Annotated in this window: 12 protein-coding genes; 4 read left to right on the top strand and 8 right to left on the bottom strand. The window is 42.1% G+C overall.

The window, feature by feature from the left end; genetic code table 11:
* Positions 1-267: 267 nt before the first annotated feature.
* The gene (locus tag AYJ08_RS08340) at positions 268-774 is read right to left on the bottom strand and encodes a hypothetical protein (RefSeq protein WP_064017323.1); all 507 of its coding nucleotides are present in this window, start codon (positions 772-774) and stop codon (positions 268-270) included.
* Between the two features lie 28 nt (positions 775-802).
* Positions 803-1879: a M42 family metallopeptidase gene (locus AYJ08_RS08335; protein WP_064017322.1), complete on the bottom strand. Its 1077-nt coding sequence runs from the start codon at positions 1877-1879 to the stop codon at positions 803-805.
* 300 nt (positions 1880-2179) lie between these two features.
* Between AYJ08_RS08335 and AYJ08_RS08330 the strand changes: the two genes are divergently transcribed.
* Positions 2180-3457 (top strand): BaiN/RdsA family NAD(P)/FAD-dependent oxidoreductase, encoded by a 1278-nt coding sequence (locus AYJ08_RS08330; RefSeq protein WP_064017321.1) that lies wholly within the window; start codon positions 2180-2182, stop codon positions 3455-3457.
* 320 nt (positions 3458-3777) lie between these two features.
* On the opposite strand, the gene AYJ08_RS08325 is transcribed toward AYJ08_RS08330, so the two are convergent.
* From AYJ08_RS08325 to AYJ08_RS08300, 6 genes are all read right to left on the bottom strand, one after another.
* Complete coding sequence (locus AYJ08_RS08325; protein ID WP_064017320.1) at positions 3778-3984, bottom strand: hypothetical protein; 207 nt, start codon at positions 3982-3984, stop codon at positions 3778-3780.
* A 3-nt stretch (positions 3985-3987) separates the two neighbouring features.
* On the bottom strand, positions 3988-6393 hold the full coding sequence (locus AYJ08_RS08320; RefSeq protein WP_064017319.1) for a septation ring formation regulator EzrA: 2406 nt from the start codon (positions 6391-6393) through the stop codon (positions 3988-3990).
* Between the two features lie 34 nt (positions 6394-6427).
* On the bottom strand, positions 6428-7045 hold the full coding sequence (gene refZ, locus AYJ08_RS08315) for a forespore capture DNA-binding protein RefZ (protein ID WP_003334851.1): 618 nt from the start codon (positions 7043-7045) through the stop codon (positions 6428-6430).
* Positions 7046-7843: 798 nt separating this feature from the next.
* Complete coding sequence (locus tag AYJ08_RS08310; protein ID WP_064017318.1) at positions 7844-8854, bottom strand: MBL fold metallo-hydrolase; 1011 nt, start codon at positions 8852-8854, stop codon at positions 7844-7846.
* 42 nt (positions 8855-8896) lie between these two features.
* A complete protein-coding gene (locus tag AYJ08_RS08305) occupies positions 8897-11167 on the bottom strand; it encodes a sensor domain-containing diguanylate cyclase (RefSeq protein ID WP_064017317.1) in 2271 nt (756 codons plus the stop codon).
* A 30-nt stretch (positions 11168-11197) separates the two neighbouring features.
* Positions 11198-11803, bottom strand: a complete 606-nt coding sequence (locus tag AYJ08_RS08300) for a histidine phosphatase family protein (protein ID WP_064017316.1) — start codon at positions 11801-11803, stop codon at positions 11198-11200.
* 270 nt (positions 11804-12073) lie between these two features.
* On the opposite strand from AYJ08_RS08300, the gene AYJ08_RS08295 reads away from it, so the two are divergent.
* From AYJ08_RS08295 to AYJ08_RS08285, 3 genes are all read left to right on the top strand, one after another.
* Positions 12074-14338 carry a YcdB/YcdC domain-containing protein gene (locus AYJ08_RS08295; RefSeq protein WP_064017315.1) on the top strand — a complete coding sequence of 755 codons (2265 nt, stop codon included), beginning with the start codon at positions 12074-12076 and terminating at the stop codon, positions 14336-14338.
* A 305-nt stretch (positions 14339-14643) separates the two neighbouring features.
* Complete coding sequence (gene rpsD / locus AYJ08_RS08290; RefSeq protein WP_031413134.1) at positions 14644-15240, top strand: 30S ribosomal protein S4; 597 nt, start codon at positions 14644-14646, stop codon at positions 15238-15240.
* Between the two features lie 475 nt (positions 15241-15715).
* Positions 15716-18811 (top strand): penicillin-binding protein 1A, encoded by a 3096-nt coding sequence (locus AYJ08_RS08285; protein WP_064017314.1) that lies wholly within the window; start codon positions 15716-15718, stop codon positions 18809-18811.
* Positions 18812-18854 lie beyond the last annotated feature (43 nt).

The raw sequence follows: 18854 nt of genomic DNA, 5'->3' as shown, positions 1-18854 counted from the left end.
GGCTTTCACTTGCTAAGTAGTAAGGCAGGTGGAAGCCTTTTTATATGAGGAAAGATATTTTCCTTGTGTAATGCGCCCCTAATTTTCTATGGAGGCTTTACTTCTTCGTACGTAGTTGAATTGTTAGCATGTCAGCCAAAAAAGCACCCCTCTTTGTCCTGTAATACTCCTACAGAATAAAAGGGATGCTCATAAAGCCTGTAGTTGATTCATAGATTATACTGCGCTGTGCATTCAATACTTTCTGTGACGAAATACATCTTCAGCCTACTTATGGACTGCTTGGATCTGGTAAGGAACGTGCATGGCCCGAAGCAGTTCAAAAAATTGTTTTTCCCTCTCAAGAGGTATCACTACTAACAAATATTGATTAAAATACGAGACAATGCGATCTAATTCCTGTTCTTTTAGAGCAAACCGCGAGAGCTCACCAACATCTTTTAGTTCATAAAAATATTGAAAGCGTTCAGGCGTCATCTTTGCCGTAAAAGTGCGGCTTACAACCGTTTCACCCCGATAATTATTCTGTACATTTTCCGTAGAAGCTCCCAGCAGTGTAAGAATCCTCGCTGCATTTCCCCCTACTTTTTCCACCAGCATATTGTCGTTATACTCCACCTCTAAATCAGTAAGACGATTTTGGACAGAATGAAGCATAGCCATCAATACCTTACGTACCACTAAATTCGTTGGAGCAAATTTATGGTCATAAAAATTATATTCCAGTACGGCATCTGTAGCCGTTTCATGGCGATAAAATTTGATGGCATTCATAGAAAATCACGCTTCCTTTCACATACGCTTATCGGCGACGAGTAGCCTCAAGCGTAGCCCAATCCAACTTTTTAACCAGAGCAAACAATAGCTTTTTCGCATTTTGATAATCTTCTTCATGCATGATGGATGCATGGCTATGAATGTAACGGGACGGAATACCAATAACTACTGAAGGAACACCTTTACCATGCATATGGACAGCCCCTGCATCAGTCCCACCCTGACTAATAAAGTATTGGTATTTGATCCCTAGTTCTTCGCATGTATCAATTAACAAATCACGTAAGCCGGGCTGCATAATCATTGTACGATCCAAAATACGTAATAGTAAGCCATCCCCCAATTTACCCATACCATCTGTCACACCAGGAATGTCGCCAGCCGGGCTAGCATCTAATGCAATAAACATGTCAGGGTCAATCATATGAGCCGCTGTCTTTGCACCACGTAAACCGACTTCTTCCTGTACGGTAGCACCTGCATAGATAACATTAGGATGCTGTGGATTTTCGTGTAATTCTTTTAGTAATTCTAATGAAAGGGCGCATCCATAACGGTTATCCCAAGCTTTTGCCATGAACTTTTTCGGGTCAGCCATTTGCGTAAAGGGGCAAATCGGCACGATAGGATGTCCTGGTTTAACCCCTGCCTTAAGAACTTCCTCTTTAGAATCACAACCGATATCAATATACATTTTCTTCATATCCATTGGGCGATTGCGCATCTCTTCACTTAATACATGTGGTGGAATGGAACTAATTACCCCGATAATCGGACCATTTTCTGTAATAATTTGAACTCGTTGGGCCAATAATACTTGACTCCACCAACCACCTAATGGCTGAAAGGAAATAAAACCTTTATCGGATATTTGGGTTACCATAAACCCTACTTCGTCCATATGGCCTGCAACCATAATACGAGGTCCTTGTTCATCCCCGCGCTTCACCCCAAAAATACTTCCCATATTATCATAGGTGACTTCTTCTGTATAAGAGGAGATATATTCCTTCATAATGGAGCGGACAGGTCCTTCAAATCCCGGAGCACCAGGCGCTTCTGTTAATTTTCTCCATAAATCCAACTGAAATTGATCGGCCATTACCTTGATCCTCCCAAACTGAGTCTTTTTTGTTGTATTCTATGTAAAGACAACTGTATACTTTTCCATTATCGACTACCTGTTAGACTTATGCAACCATGTAAGTAAGGGAAGCCTGAGGAGTACCACTGTTAAAAAGGCTGGTAGAAACCATGTAGAACGGCTTTTTTGAATGTAATGGCATACTTGATCTGACTTACATCTAGTTTGCCCAGTCAATATCTCCTTATCACATCTTGTGTAATGATGGAGAAAAATGTGCTTATTACTCTATACAGTAAATAAAAGGATGAACATTTCATGAAGAAAGAAAGATTTGATTGCATTGTTATCGGTGGCGGTCCCGCTGGGCTTATGGCTGCCTATTCAGCTGCCAAGCACGGAGCCAGTGTCTGTTTGCTTGAAAAAGGTGAAAAACTAGGACGCAAACTGATCATTTCAGGTGGCGGACGCTGTAATGTCACGAATGCTAAGGATTTAGAAGAACTGATTAAACAAATTCCGGGAAATGGTCGATTTATGCACAGTGCCTTTGCCCAATTTAACAATCAGGATATTATCTCCTTTTTTGAAGGAATAGGGGTTTCCTTGAAAGAGGAAGATCGCGGCCGAATGTTTCCAACGACAGATAAGGCCATTACTGTAGCCAACGCTCTTGTTAATCAGTTAAAACAGGAGGGAGTTCACATCCGTCTGCATGCAGAGGTAGAGCGTGTCCTGTATGAACAAGATGCCTGCACAGGGGTTGAATTAAAGAACGGAGAAATTCTGAAGACAAAAGCCGTTATTATAGCAGCAGGCGGATGCTCTGTGCCTCAAACAGGCTCTACCGGTGATGGCTATAAGTGGGCAAAAGCAGCAGGCCATACCATTACTGATCTATATCCAACTGAGGTACCATTACGAGCAAGTGACGAGATCATTAAACAAAAAATATTACAGGGTCTCTCTTTACGCGAGGTCGAACTAACCCTTACTGATCCAAAAGGAAAGAGGGTAACTACACAAGAAGGAGATATGATCTTTACTCATTTCGGTGTATCTGGTCCGGCTGTCCTACGTTTAGGGCATTATGTATCCGTTACTCAGCGTAAATTCGGCACCGTTCCTCTCCAACTGACAATTGATTTATTTCCAGGGCGTTCACTCGACATCATTTCCCAGGAAACTTGGAAGCTTTGTGAGGAGCAACCGAAAAAAGCGATCAAAAATGCTTTAAAGGGCTATGTGCCGGAAAGGCTTATCCCTGTTCTCTTGCAGAAAGCAGAGCTAGAAGAAGAAACCACCTTCAGTCATCTCAACAAACAAAAATGGCAAAATTTCGCTCGTCTTCTGAAATCATTTCCGTTAACAATCATTGGAACCCTATCGCTGGAAGAAGCCTTTATTACAGGCGGTGGCATTCATACTAAGGAAGTAGACCCGAAAACAATGCAGTCTAAAAAAGCTGCTGGTCTATTCTTCGCTGGAGAAGTTCTTGATGTCCATGCACATACAGGTGGATATAACATAACCATAGCCTTTTCTTCTGGTTATGTAGCAGGCCTACATGCGTCTCAATACTCCTTATCAAGCTAGTTATCGGGAGTCTGCTCAACTTTTAGACAAATAGTAGATTACGTACATTTTTTTAAAATACATGTTTAACGATCTATTTTATTGGGGAATATATTACTAATTGCTCTTCCTCCCAGAAGAGCGTCTCAGAACCCTACTCCCCCTAAAAGTAGTTGGTTACTGATTCTCACACCTCTACTCCCTTTATCTTTATCTTTAGAAGCGTCGATCGTTGACGCTTCTTTTTTTTACATATCATCAACAAAAAAAGCACGCCTTTAAAAAAGACGTGCCTTCCCTTATCATGACGAATCTATGTCCAATGAAACCTATTCCTCTTGCTAGCTGATTAAGGTACGCAGTAGCAAAAAGCATCCCAGTATCACACATGATACACCCAACAGATAAAACGTATTCGCTCGTTGCTTCACGCGTTTTTCGTTACCTGCGAAATGAGCGTTCAAGCGTCGCTTCCACCGTTTGGTTGTAGGCTGGATGGCAACTACTACGCCTGCTACCAGCAAAACATACGGCATAGGATCACTCATCGACTAACGCTCTCCTCTTTTTTTCTTACGTAGCATCCAGCGCCCGCCTGCATCGTCATCATGATCACCCTCAATAATCAAGCGAGCTTCTTCTGCCAACTGGTAGGCTTCGGTAAAATACAACTGACGGAAAGCTTGCTCTGATTTTGTTAGCAATTCATTTACCTGACGATTTAAGCGTCGGTAGCGATTCGTGTATTGAATAGCACCCTCCGCTGATTGGCAAGCTGCAATAGTATTTTCAGCCATGTAATGTGTATCCATTAGCTGTTCATGTGCCTCTTCCAGATAATAAGCAACTTCATGAATGTCATATCGAGTATTCTCCATTCGTAGCTGAATTTGCCCTAATAGACCGACAACAGTATCAAACTTTGTTTTCAAGTCATCTGGTACTCCCGGCAAGTAACTACGCTTAATACGCTGTCGGATACATATTAATTCGCCTGAGATACGCTCCATTTCGTCCAAAATATCATCTTCTGTTTCAATAAATGGTCTTTCCTCAATTTTAACCAGCTTCTCAGATTCCTGTGACATTGGTTTAGGAATTTTCGGCATGACCAACTCATACTCATGCTGCTCTTCTCCGTCCGCTTGTCCCCGCTTCCTGCTATTTATAAGAGAACGGCTCTTTTGCAGATCACTTTGCGGAGCAGGGGCACTTTGCTTTGCAGCAGGCGCGTCCTCTGTCATTGTTTCACTTGCCGCGGCTTCCCGGTATGCTACCGTCGTATCTGCCGCATTAGAAGGTTGAGTAGCAGGATGATCTGTCTCTTTCCTCGGTTCTTCATTGCTTCGTTCGGCATTTTCCTGAATACCTTCCCTTGTATTCTCGGCAGTGACTTCTTGATGGTCATCTGCAATCTCTTTGAAGGTATCCTCATGTGTTAGAGTAGATGAGGACTCTACGAGCTGAGCCTGATCGGTAAGCTCCTCCCCTTTTTCTCCAAGCACTGCTTGTTCCAGATTGCTGTAAATCGATTCCACCTTTAAGACGAATGCTTTTACATGTGTTTGCAGCATGTGGAAATTGCCCTCTTCTAATGCGTTCCCAGCAGAGGTCACCAATTGTTTTACTTGTAGCAATTCCTCATCTAACGCCGTTTGGTTCAGATCATACTGACCACCTAATGCAGTCTCGATATCCTGTTCAAGCTGATGCAGCTCTTCTTTCATTTCGGTACGCACTTGATTGACATAGGTAGGTAACTGTTCTAATAAGTCGCTCGTTTCTCTTAAAATAGAGTGAGCTTCAAAAGCTACTTCTGCCGCTTTGACATTATCTCCACTAGCAATAGCAGATTTAATTGTTGCCTTCATCTCACCAACGCGATCTAAATCAGTTTTTAATTCATGGAAGGAAAGGCCATACTCCAATCTTACATCAGATAGTTTTCGTTCCACCTGTTCTAGCATCTTTTCAAGCTCTGGTATCGCTTGCTTATTCTCATTTTTAGCTTGTACAACCTGAGTCGTATCATTTTTAAGATCTTCTAGTTCATCCTCAATGTCATTCAGCATCGTTTCGCCTTCAAGAATCAGGTTATTGGCTGCTTTAAAACGGAAACGATCACAAGCTTCATCCGCTTCTATAATCAACATTTCGATATCGGGAATACTGGTTCCAAGCAGTTTTTCCTTACGTGCTGCAAGGGCTACATAGCGTTCCTCAGTCATCCCTGACACGCGACGCTTATTTTTTTCCACTTCTATTTTTTCAATTTTTTCCAGCAATTCATCTTTCCAATCTTCAAGTTCATCAATATCACGCATAAGCATGCGACGACGCATCGTAAGTATCATCAAATAAATGAGTCCCACAAACAAGGCTCCTGCCAAAACAAATACCCACCACGGCAGCCAATTCAACAACGTATTTTCCTGAGATTCGATGTTTGGATCTGCATCAGTCGCAACTGCTGTTTCCGCAGGCTTTGGCAATTTAGCCAATTCACTCTGGACTTCCTTGGCAAATTGAGAGATACCCTGATCAAATTTAGCCGTGTTCTTCCAAGGATCGAAATAAGCGGTCAATTTCCCCTTTAATAGCTCGGATTTTGCTCCTTGTTGAACAAGCTTAGGGCCGGCATAAACACCTAAATCCTTCTTTTGCTTGTCCAACACCATCAGAAGGGAATCTTCTTCTAATTTATACTCAGCATAGAGCTTCTGCGCATACTCATTAGGAGACTTTGCTTCTGGCTCTGTACTTTCGACTACAACAACCTTATAGTTACCTGGTGTTTGTTTAAGTGATTCTTCAAGATTTTTTCGTTCATCTTTTTTAAAAATCTTTGCTTGGTCTTGTACAATGTCACTCGTCTTCTTCGGAAATGGAGACGCCATTGCCACATTGTGAAAGCAAAGAGTACCGGCAAGACACAACAACAACAGCCTTTTTTTCACGGTTGGACAACCCCTTTACCAACTTGTTTCTCATTCAACTTGTATGTACTAAGAGGGAACGCAAAAATTGAACGCTTGAGGTGACAAGCCATTCACAAAAATCAGCAGAACCCGGTTCTAAATAATATACTTCACGGACAATTTGTGGATTCAGGTATGGATAGGTCAAAATACTGGAAAGATTCATCAAAACAGCATCGACACCGACACCTCGAAACTCCCCTGTCCGTATCCCATCTTCTATCACGGTAGCAAAGCAATGCTTCAATTGATGTATATAGACGGTCATTACCTCTCGTGCGAGCATGGATTCCACACTTAATTCCCGCTGAATTAGCCTAGTTACCAACGCATGTTCATGTTGATAAAAAATAAATAACCTTACGATCTTTTCTAACTGTCCCATCGAATCCTGCGGCTTTTCCCTCTCCCATTGCTCCTGTACGATTTGGAAAAAATGATCATAGTAGTGGCTGATCAGCTTTTCCAAAACTCCCTGCTTGCCTTGAAAATGGTAAGAAATTAAAGCAACGTTAACCTGAGCCTTCTCAGCAATTTGACGCACAGTAGTACGATCATATCCCTGAGAATAAAATAATGAGGCTGCGGCTACCAGTATTCTTTCTTTCGTGTTATGCTGTTCAGTTCTCATCTTTATCATCCTCGGCTACTTCTTCTCCGTTTTTTTCCTACTATAGATCCAAGCCGTATGAACATACCTAAAACGGCAGTCCTCAGCAAAAAACGCAGTTTATGAGCGTGAAATTCTAAAAATCATGTCCCATTGTAGCCTCTAAGATGGTGTGTTGATATCTTGCCAAATCATGCTGTAAAAATTAAAGAGCGATTACATCTAGCAAAAAAGGCTGCTGGCTCACTTTTTTTGGCCCAATCAAAAGATCAGGTACCGAACCATAAAAAAGCGGAGAGTAGCCCCTAAGCCGCAGACAGCCATGTAATAAAAAAGCTGGCTATCTCGCCAAATATCAGAACCTTTACACCTGCAATCAATAAATAGGGGACAAAACGGAAAGAAGGTTAGTAGGACGGCGATAATACAGCTTACCACAATCGCCCAAATGCCAAAAGAGTGTATATAATGAGCAATACGTTTGCAGATTCTCCTGTCCCAATATGTTCCCTAGTTTAATCAACGTTACGAAAAAAGAACTAGTAAAAGGTAAGAGTAACGGAAGAATGATTTTGATCATCCATCCACCTCTCTATCTTGAATAGGAACTCATTTATTATAGTACAGATCGACATGCAAAAAAAGGGTGCTTCCCTGTTCTTTCAACAATAAAAGTTATGTATAAAATTACCTTACTACTAGTTCCTTACTCACTCTCTCTACATAGAAAGACGCAAGATAGGAGGGAGAGGATTCATTTCAATAAAAAGTCCTTACCCGCTTTGTCTAACAGGAAAGGACTTTTACTGAAGGAAAGGTTTATAGTGAATAATAGAGAACGCCCTCTTTATTTTGTACGTGTATCTGATGAACCATCACTAGTAAATCAATATGTCCCAAGGTTTCAGAAATAACGAGCGGCAATTCCTTGAGGTAGAGGAGCGGAAATAAAAGGACAGCTAATTCAAAGGCGGTCTTTGGACCATCAAGCAAAAAACGGCGGATCGCATTGGTACGCTCCCAGGTCTTCTGCAATCGCTCAAAAATCAGCTCGCGACTATTCTCGATCGGTTCACCATGTCCAGAAACCACTAGCTTAATATCCATCCCTGCACACATCTCCAAGGCGGTCCGGTACTGCACTAATGTTAGGGGTCGAGTCATGCTTCGATCTCGTGGTGGTTCAATAAATGCATTTGAAGAAATGGAAGAGATCAGATGATCTCCCGCTATCAATAATTGATCAGAGGCCCGATATAGTGATAAATGAGACTGAGAATGTCCTGGTGTAAATAAAACTTGCCACTCAGGAAAATGAGGCAGGGCTTGCTCATGAACAAGAGATTCATCCACCTTGCTTTTCTCTTGGAAGGTGGCCATCATGCCGCGAAATTTTTCCACAACAGATAGCAATTCCTCTGGTAGTCCACACTCTTTATACAAAGTAATGAAAAATTCATCATGGAACTGCATGAATTCCTCATCTTGTTCAACATATGGTGCTGCCAGAGGATGGGCATATACCTTTGCTTGTGATAGATGTTTTACCTTCTCCAATTGTCCAATATGGTCCACATGGTGATGTGTAAGCACAATTTGCCCCACGTCTTCCAGCCGATATCCAATCGAGGCTAGTCCATTCTCTAAACTGCTCCACGCCTCTTCTGTTAACGGGCCTACATCGACCAGCGTGATACATTCTTGACCTTCCATTACATATACGTTCACATCTCCTACTGTAAATGGAGTAGGCAGAGAAATTTGATACACTCCCTTTGCTATCTCTGTTGCGGCCTTTGACAATCTATTCTTCTTTGATACGGCAGACATCCTATCTCCCCCAGATTTTTACGGATAGCATTTTCTCATAGCCTACCATATTTTACTCGACTCACTCTTTCTTACCTGATTTCGCCCCTCTTGCTTTGCTTTATATAAGGCCACGTCTGCATCGTGGAACAGTTCTTCTGCCGAGCGATTTTGTTGAACATCCCTGCTCCACATAGCAACTCCACAGGAAATCGTGACACTTGGTTTACTTTCCTGCTGCACACGAATACGAATGCGTTCTGCTATTTTACTGGCAATCAGCACATCAACATGCGGCAGGTAAATCGCTATCTCTTCGCCGCCCCATCTTGCTGGAATATCGCTTTCCCTAATACAGTTCTTAATAACAGAAGCTACCTGATACAATATCTCGTCCCCAACAAGGTGGCCATAGGTATCATTAATTCTCTTGAAGTAATCAATATCAATTAAAATTAAGGAGCCCTGCTCATCTGCAAGTAAGGATTTCTTCACGTTCTCATTTAAGTATCTACGTGTAAAAAGCCCTGTTAAATTATCGGTGATAACCATGCGTTCCACTTCACTAAGCAATAGAGCATTAGTAATAGCTAGGCTGGTGTGTTGCCCAAATAATTCCAGCAACTTATAGTCATCATAGGTAAAGAAATTAGGCTTATGATCTGCTACCAGTAAGAGTCCTGATACTTCTGAATCTTGCAACAAGGGAACCCCCATCACAGAATGATAGGGAAATAAATGATGAGGTAAATTAGTAAAGCAGTCGGAAGAAGGCAGAATTTTCCGCTTATCATTTAAAATTTCAGCAATCGGAGTAGCCGAAATCGGTACGAATTGTCCGATCTGATCGCTCTTGGATGAAGAGATGATTTGCATCCGCTCACCGTCTGATGCTTTTTGCAGGATAGCGGAATAGCTCGCATCAAACGTTCGGTGCAGCATCTTAATCACGAACTCAAGTATATCTATCATGTTCAAACTACGATTAATCTGCTGGGCCATCTCATTGATTAAGCGCAATTCACGAACCATGTCGCGTGATTGCTGATATAACTGAGCGTTTTCAAAGGCGTTACCGGCTGTTTCCGCTAAAATAGAAATAAATTCGGTTTCTTTAGCGGATAAATTAATGATTTCATGGGTGGCTAATTGGAGAATCCCATAAATTCCTTGTCTCCCATGTAACGGAGCAGCGACAAATGTAATCGCTTGCTCATCTATGATCTCTTGGCCCATCATTAGCTTTCCTTCCAGATAAGCCTGCTGACTGACCTGATTATGTTGTTTTTTTAAGGAAAAGGTCTTGATTGGCAGATTTGTTTCCATTTCCATAGTAAGATACAGTTCCGCTGAAAAATACGGATATAATTGCTTGATACTTGCAAGCACTCCGGCTAGTACGTCATTTACGTCAATCGAGGCATGAATTTGTTTTGTCAGTTGATAAAGAAGCTCCTTCTTTTGAGTTTCTCGTAAGATATCATGCATGTGTAAAGTCCTATGCAACTGATGGCTGACCTGCTCCCCAGTCGAATGAAGCATCTCGATATCCAATTTATCTAAGCATTGCTCTTCTTGATCGGCTACATGAAGAATAAGTGCCGCGATCGGTTCATCCTCCACATAAATTGGATACATCGCAACGCGCGAATCTTCTTGATAAACCTCTGCCTTTTTAGATACAAAGCAATGTAACACCTGATGTATTTTAGAGCCTGTGTATACAGCGGGATCTGTTGTGTAACGCTCCTGCGGCAATAAATGTCCACTTTCATCCAATTTAATAAGCGAACAATGCCCCCTCCCCACCATAGCATGTAACCCGTTAACAACTGTCTTCATAAATGGGGTGGCTTCCTTACATTTGCACGCTTCCACTACGATCTCACTGGCCATGCGCTGAATAAACCCTTTGTACCCAAGCGAATATAATCCTTTTACCATTTCACCGTAGGTTCGTATATTGACCAAAGCTTTCTGTGCACAAGTAAGAATGCCTGCAATCGCATGTATATCATCTGGTTGAGGACCTAAGGCTTGCAACAGCCATTTGTAATCACCACACTCAGAAGTAACTCGCTCCTTACTAATCACCTGACCGTTTTTCCAAGCTTTGGGTACCTCCTGCTTAACTAGCTCCTCCATAGCATCTTGAAAAAAAGTTGGAGGCAAATGTGCCGGGAGTGTTCCCAATTCATAAGTAGCGATTACACCACGCTCTGGAGTAGCAAAGAAAAGGAGCCCTGGTGCTTGTATGGGCCAAGAAGGCAGAAAAAAGGGAACAACGCTATCAAATAATTTACCTACTGTTCCTATTTGCGTTCGTGTCCGCAATGCTGATTCCTTCTTCCTCTATATTAATCATTAATCGGTTATGGTTTCCTCTAGATGGTCAATTCGACTTATCTCCATAACTTTCCACGATTTATTCTCCACATGCAAAATGGTGATTCCCGTATTGCCAATTTTAGTGATCCCCGTACCAAGCTGACCATCAGTAATATAATGCAGAAACGCATTAATCAATCCGCCATGGCTTACCACGGCAATTTTTTGCCCGGGATGTTTCTCAATAATTTCGCTTAGGACACGATCAGCTCTCTTTTGCATAGCATGATAGGATTCAATCCCGCAGATTGACTGATGTGGCTCAACAGCTAGCATATCCTTTTGTACATCAGCAAGGTGGCGCCCCTCCCAATCGCCATAGCAACGCTCACGTAATCCGCGCACTTTCGTGACAGGAACAGGAGTCTGCTGACGTTCTCCTACACGTTTCGCCGTCTCAAAGGCACGTTTTAAATCGCTTGAATACACATGAGCAAAGCCTTCTGAAGCAAGACGATTCGCCAGCTTTTCCGCTTGCTTATACCCTAGCTCGTTTAAATCGGTATCCGTATGACCTTGTATTTTCTGTATATGATTCCAATCCGTTTCTCCATGTCGGATTAAGTATACGATGGTTTCCATGATAGTAAGACACCCTACTTTCCTTGCATGAATATGTACAATTTAATTATAATGGATATAATCACCAGATACTAGAATCTTCAAAATTCAATAACACATTTTTCCTAATTTTTAAATTCCACTGAAACGCTCAAAACTCCTCTTTCGTCCCAGTTCTTTATAGGACGCCAGCATGACTTCCTCGTCTCATTGCCTCCCTGTTGTTATTGTTATATATATGTCAGTTTCATGTACATACATTACACGTTGCAGATTTAGGAGGTTTTATTTATGCATTCATTGATCCGCCCCATAAGCCTGCTTAGCTTATCAGGCATGTTGCTGCTTTCAGGATCAGTCGTTGAAGCTAACACAAAATCAACTCAACAGCATGTCCAACCCACAGCTCCTCAAGTGAGCAAGTCCCAATTAACAAGAGAACAAGCACTCGCTATCGCGTCTGAGTTCGCAAAGGAATGGTCCAGCATGAATCCAGTTCCAACCGATAGTTACTTTACATTAAATGAAGATACGAATTCGTCTCCCACTTGGACGTTTGCTTGGGAGAATAGTGGCAACATTGATCGAAGAAAGCCATTCTTTTTACTAGTCGAAATCAATGCAAACTCAGGCGAATTAAACAGCTATTCTATTTCACATCCTTCTCTCTTAGCAAATAAAAGCAAGAATCCTATCTCAATAGAGCAAGCTCAACAAGCAGCCGAAGCGTTTTTACGTAAAAATGCCGGCAGGAAATTATCAAGTATTTCCTTGAAGCCTACACCTCTGTCAGATAACAGAACAGCACTTATCTCTACAGAATACATTTTTACCTATCAAAGACAAATAAACGGAATACCTTTTCCCGATGATTCTATAAAAATTACAGTCAACTCTAATGGGACAATTGTATCTTACTTTTCTACATGGAGTGAAGATTTGAATTTCCCTGCTGATTCAAAGAAAATATCTCCTGAGGAAGCTACTAAAATTTTTAAAGAAAGCCCTTTTATTACTTTAAGCTATAAAATGCCAGATTCTAAAGAAACGGAAAGAACTGAGCCTCGACTAATCTATGATTATGAAAAGGAATTAGCTATAGATGCGATCACTGGTACATTTTTAGAAAAACCTTCTTTACCTGTTTCTAGTAATCCCAACAAGCGTTCACCTATAATCGACAAGCCACTGCCTCCTTTGCATCAGGGAAAACCATTAACGCAAGCACAAGCAATCGAGCTAGCCAAAAAATTGATTCCGTTGGGGAACTGGAAATTAACAGAGGCAATCTATCAGAAGAAAGACAGAGAGAAAGAAGCCTTCTGGGATCTATCTTTTGAACGAAAAACACAAAATCATGGGATTGACACCATTTCTCTCATGATTGATGAAAAAAATGGAAACGTACTGAATTACTACCTCAACGTGGGGAAAATGAACAAAGATACAAACAAAGCTTCAATAGCACCAGAGAAATTACAACAACTTGCTATAGAGACCGTAAAAAAATTAGCTCCTTATCAAGCTCAAACCTTATATTTAGATAAGGTTGATCATGATGATAAACCTGACTATAACGATACGCTGGAAAGTTCTTTTATGTTCCAGCGCTATATTCACAAAATCATGCTTTCAGCAGAGGGAGCCAGTGTCATTCTAGATCAACAAACCGGAGAATTACTTTCATTTTCTTCAACAAGTAGTCAAGTTAACTTCCCAGAAAAATCACCTGCTTACCTTTCTCTAGAAGAAGCGAAAGAAAAATGGCTACAGCAACTGGAGGTCAAATTAACTTATCAAGTGAAACAAGAGGATCATAGTAATAAAAATCAACAGTCGTCAAAGTCAAAACCCTTGACTCTCGTCTATACACTACAACCCTCTGGCAACAAAAGTCTTACGCTAGACGCAATCACTGGTAAGTGGATTCATTTATACACTAATAAACCCGTGGAAGTAAATCGGCCAGAACCAGAGGATTTGCAGAAGCTTCCTACTGACAAGCAAAAAGCATTACGGATTCTGTACGAATACAATGCAATTGAACCTATAGATGGAGAGATAAAGCCTAAAGAGCCCATAAAGCGCGGTGAGATAATCAAGATGCTAGTAGCTATCCTAAGCAATGGAGATTATGATGATGAATTTATACCAAAACAAGCCAGCTTTCATGATGTCCCTGCCACTTCTCCATACTTTGGAGCTATTGAGTACGCCCTTGCACGCGGATATATTCCCCAAACCAAGAGCCTGCAACCAGAAAAACCGATTACGAGGGCTGAATTAGCAGAATCGTTCACCCGAGCTCTCGGCTATCATTCCCTAGCTGAGCTACCAAATCTCTTTGTAGCATCTTCTACGGATACAGCCACTTTAAAGGAGAAGGGTTCTATTTCAATCGTTACCGCACTTGGAATTATGGAAACGATCGATCAAAGCTTTAAGCCAGATGCATCTGTGACTCGTGAGGAGGCCGCTATCTATTTCCAGAAATTCTTAGAGGTTTACAATAAAAAGATGCCTGAAGAATTCCTATATAGTAAGTCTCGGCATTAGTCTCATCAGCAAGCTTTGATTTTCCCAGCGGATTCCGGCTGTTATTCTAAGACAATCTCTTGACTTTACCTAGAGCCAGCATATAGAATAAGAGTTATGTTTGAATAGGGTAGCATTGATTGTAGGTAAAAACAAAAGGAATACGAGGCTTGCCTTTTAGTTTCACCCCCTTTGCCTTTTGACTGCGGCTGTTTTTCAAGAGGAGCACGATGCAGAAACGCTACCGTCTGAAGTTCGTGTATAAAGATGAAACTTGCCTTTTGGAAGTAAACACCTACGAATCCAACTTAAAGGAGAATGAGCATATGTCTCGTTATACAGGACCACGCCACAAGCTGGCTCGCCGTCTAGGTATCTCTCTAGATGGAACAGGAAAAGATCTTAAACGTAACTACGCACCAGGACAACACGGTCAAAGCCGTCGTAAATTGACTGAGTACGGTCTTCAGTTACAAGAGAAACAAAAACTACGTCATATGTTCGGTGTAAACGAAAAGCAATTCCGTCGCACTTTCGAACAAGCTCAAAAAATGAGAGGCGTATTGGGTGAGAACTTCATGAAGCTTCTTGAATCCCGCCTTGATAACGTAGTTTTCCGTATGGGCTTTGCTGCAACTCGCCCAGCTGCTCGTCAGTTGGTTAACCATGGTCATATGACTGTTAATGGTAAAAAAGTTGACATCGCTTCTTACCGCGTACAACCAGGAGATGTTATCACTCTTCGTGAAAAATCTCGTGGCCTTGCTATCGTAAAAGAATCTTTGGAAGCTCGCACTTTCGTACCAAACTACATCACTTTCGATGATAACAAAGCAGAAGGTACTTTCACACGTCTACCTGACCGTTCTGAAATGCCTGCTGAAATCAACGAAACTCTGATCGTTGAGTGGTACAGCCGTTAGTCTTTACTTGGAAACATCAAGCTTCACATCCTTTGGATGTGGAGCTTTTTTATTTTTACGCGACAATATTCGATTAAATACCCGCTTCCTTCTCCTTATCTCTATTGCGCTTATAAAGGCTCTTATGTGTCATCAGCTATCTTGGAGTAAAGTCAGAAAACATCAAAATTTTGAGGAATAACCTAGTATTTCGAAACCTTGACGTTACATTTGCGTCAATTATTAGGGAGAGTTTTTTCGTTTTAGTAACAATAGCTTATTTGCTGAAAAAGAGAGGTTCAGCTTACTCTATCATTCTATTTTTCATACGCCAGCTAGCATTGCCAGATGTGGATGTGATTCTGACCTGCAAATGTCTTCATTCAGGGTTATCGGTCATTTTCCAATCAAATTACCTATGGCTCGACATGATTCTACCCCAGTATTTTTACTTATGGTATAATGGGGCTGATCTTTTAAGGGGGAAAGGACGTATATGCAGAATAAAGATGCTTCTGCCAAGAGGCCTAGACGTAAAATAGGGCAGCGCGGCAGAAAGAAGCACCCTGTACGAGTAGTTCTTGCATACTGTTTTTTGTTAGGATTTATGGGGCTGTTTCTCGTAGGTGGAGTTGCTACGGGCTACATAGCCGCTCTTGTGAATGATGAGCCGATCCGAAGCAAAGAAGAGATTCAAGAGCTCTTGTTTAGCAAGTTTCAAACAGGGTTTGCCTACTATCAAGATGGTTCCTTGATCGGTCAGCTTCGAGCTAAGGGAGAAGATCGCCGGATGGTGAAGATTTCGGAGATTTCACCCGCGCTCATTAACGCCATCATTGCCACAGAGGACAAGTACTTCTATGAACATAATGGAATAGTTATTCAATCTACCTTACGCGGAACCATTCAAGAGCTTACTAAACAAAGTGTCGTAACAGGTGGTAGTACTCTTACACAACAATTGATTAAACGTACCATCCTCTCACCTGAAGTAAGCCATAAACGAAAAGCGAAAGAAATTCTTCATGCCATACGAATCGAAAGAATGTTTAGCAAGAATCAGATTTTAGAAGCTTACATGAATGACGTTTATTTTGGTAAGGATGCCAATGGCTCTAACATTTATGGCGTTCAAGCAGCCGCAAAAGGGATTTTTGGCAAAGATGCAAGCAATCTTGATCTTGCCGAAGCCTCTTACTTAGCTGGACTTCCGCAGAGTCCTATGGCCTACTCTCCTTTTAACAAGGAAGGGTATCGTCGCGGACTGGAGCGCCAGAAAATGGTGCTAGAACGGATGAGGGAGAACAATTACATAACAGCTGCTCAACAACAACAGGTCCTCTCCACTAATTTACAGGCACATCTCGCCAAACCAGAAAAACGTGCATACGCTGAGCACCCATTCCTTATGATGGAAATTGAGGAACGTACTGCTGAGGTTCTGTTGGACCAAAAGCTAGCAAACGAAGGTCGTGATAAATCACAAATTGGCCGCAATGAATATCGTCAGCTTCTAGAGGAGCAGCGACGTCAAATTCTACAAAAGGGCTATCATGTGTACACGACTGTGCATAAGGAAATTAATACCGCCATGGAAAAGATCGCTGCTAATCCCAAAAACTTTGGTAGCAATCGTACCTATTATGTGACACGTGGTGGAAAAAAGGAAAAGATCGAAAACGCTCTAGAAGAAGTAGGTGCAACGCTCATTGATAACAAAACAGGTGCAATCATCGGCATGATGGGTGGCCGCGACTTTAACGTTGAACAAACCAATCACGCCACCGCCTCACGACAACCCGGTTCAGCTATGAAACCAATCGCCGCATATGCACCAGCATTGGAGCTTGGTATCTTACAGCCGGGAAGCCCGATTGACGATTCGCCTGTACTATTGGCAGATGGAAGTAAAGGTACTCACCTGCCGCTTAACTGGGACCGCAAATACCATGGTATGATGAGTGCCCGTGAAGCTCTGCGTCAATCCTGGAATGTACCAGCTATTAAAACGTATTTGAAAGTCGGAATTCCGACCGCTTTAGATTATGTGAAAAAAATGGGTGTCACCACTCTGGTCGATAGTGATAACCATGCGGCTACCGGAGTTATTGGTGGGCTAGCTTACGGTCTAAACAGCGAAGAAATTACCAATGCATTTTCTACATTTGCCAACGATGGAAACTTTGTAGATGCATACATGATTCAAAAAATCGTGGATAGCCGTGGAAATACCATTTATGAACACAATGTCACACCTGTTAAAGTATTTAGTCCACAGACCGCCTATCTGATGACAGACATGATGCGTACTGTTGTCAACTCCGGTACTGGTGCTTCTGTGCGAAGATATGTACCAAAAGGCGTAGATATTGCCGGAAAAACAGGAACTACCAATGATTCCTACGATCTTTGGTTTGTAGGCTACACACCTGATGTTACCCTTGGTGTATGGACAGGCTATGATGTTCCAACTACCATTCCCGGTTCAGCACAACGCCGACCAATGGAAATTTGGGGCAAGGTGATGACAGAGGTCTTTAAAATTGATTCAAAAGTGGCTGACAAATCAGCGAAGTTTAGTAAACCAAGCGGCATTGTCAGCGCAACAATTGATAGCAAATCCGGCATGTTGCCAAGTGAGCTGTCTAAACAAACCGGCCACGTGATTACCGATTTATTTAATCAAAGATTTGTACCAACCAAAGTGGACGACTCTCATCAAAAAGTTCGTGTTGTTCAAATCGGTGAGGTTCTCTATCTGGCGCAGGAAAATACACCAGATGATTTTGTAACAGAGGGCGTCTTCTTTAAGAGTCCAGATCCACTCCCATCGTCTGATCAAATTTCTGCGAAAAATAGCAGGGTTGGAACTAAGCCTGCCGATTGGGCAGAGCGGATGCCAGAAAAAGAAGATCCACGCGTAGCTGTAGACGGAACACCTTCTGCTCCATCAGGCGTTACTATTGCGAAATCAGGTAATGGCACGACCCTTACGTGGAATGCCAGCCCAGAGCAGGATGTACTGGGCTATCGTATCTATCGTGCAAGCGCAAACGGTGGATTTGAAAAAATCGCAACGGTTAAGGACCCGAAAACGACAACGTACACTGATGCGAAACGTAGTGACCATAGTTACTATGTAACAGCAGTTGACCTTTCAGGTAACGAGTCCCAGGCATCTTCTACGTCAGGTGCAGGAGTAGATATACCAGGTGACAGCAATCCGCCTGTACAGCCAAATCCTGATCACAATCAACCAAGCACTGAAGTAGATCCTATTGCTCCACCTGATGGCGGTCAAACAACGCCCCCACCAGCAGCTACTAGTGCACCTAGTAAAATCCAAGGCGTTAGTGCTTCTAAAACCGCAGATGGAATTAAAGTCAGTTGGAAAAAAGGGCCAGCAAAAGATCACATCGTTGCCTACAACGTTTACTATGCTATGAATGGTACAACGAACTATCAATTGATGGATTCCGTATCCGAACCAAGCTTTGTATTAACCACAAGTGAGCCTGGAGGTAGCTTCTACATCACTGCAGTGAATACCTATGGTGAATCTGCTCCTTCAGCCCATGCGAAAGTAAAATAAATAACCACAAAAATTGACTGTTGGGGTATCCACCCGGCAGTCT

The organism is Brevibacillus sp. SKDU10, assembly GCF_001645205.1.
In the GTDB taxonomy this organism is placed as follows: Bacteria; Bacillota; Bacilli; order Brevibacillales; family Brevibacillaceae; genus Brevibacillus_B; species Brevibacillus_B halotolerans.
Note: the sequence above shows the minus strand (reverse complement) of the source record. Positions and strands in the feature narration are given on the sequence as shown.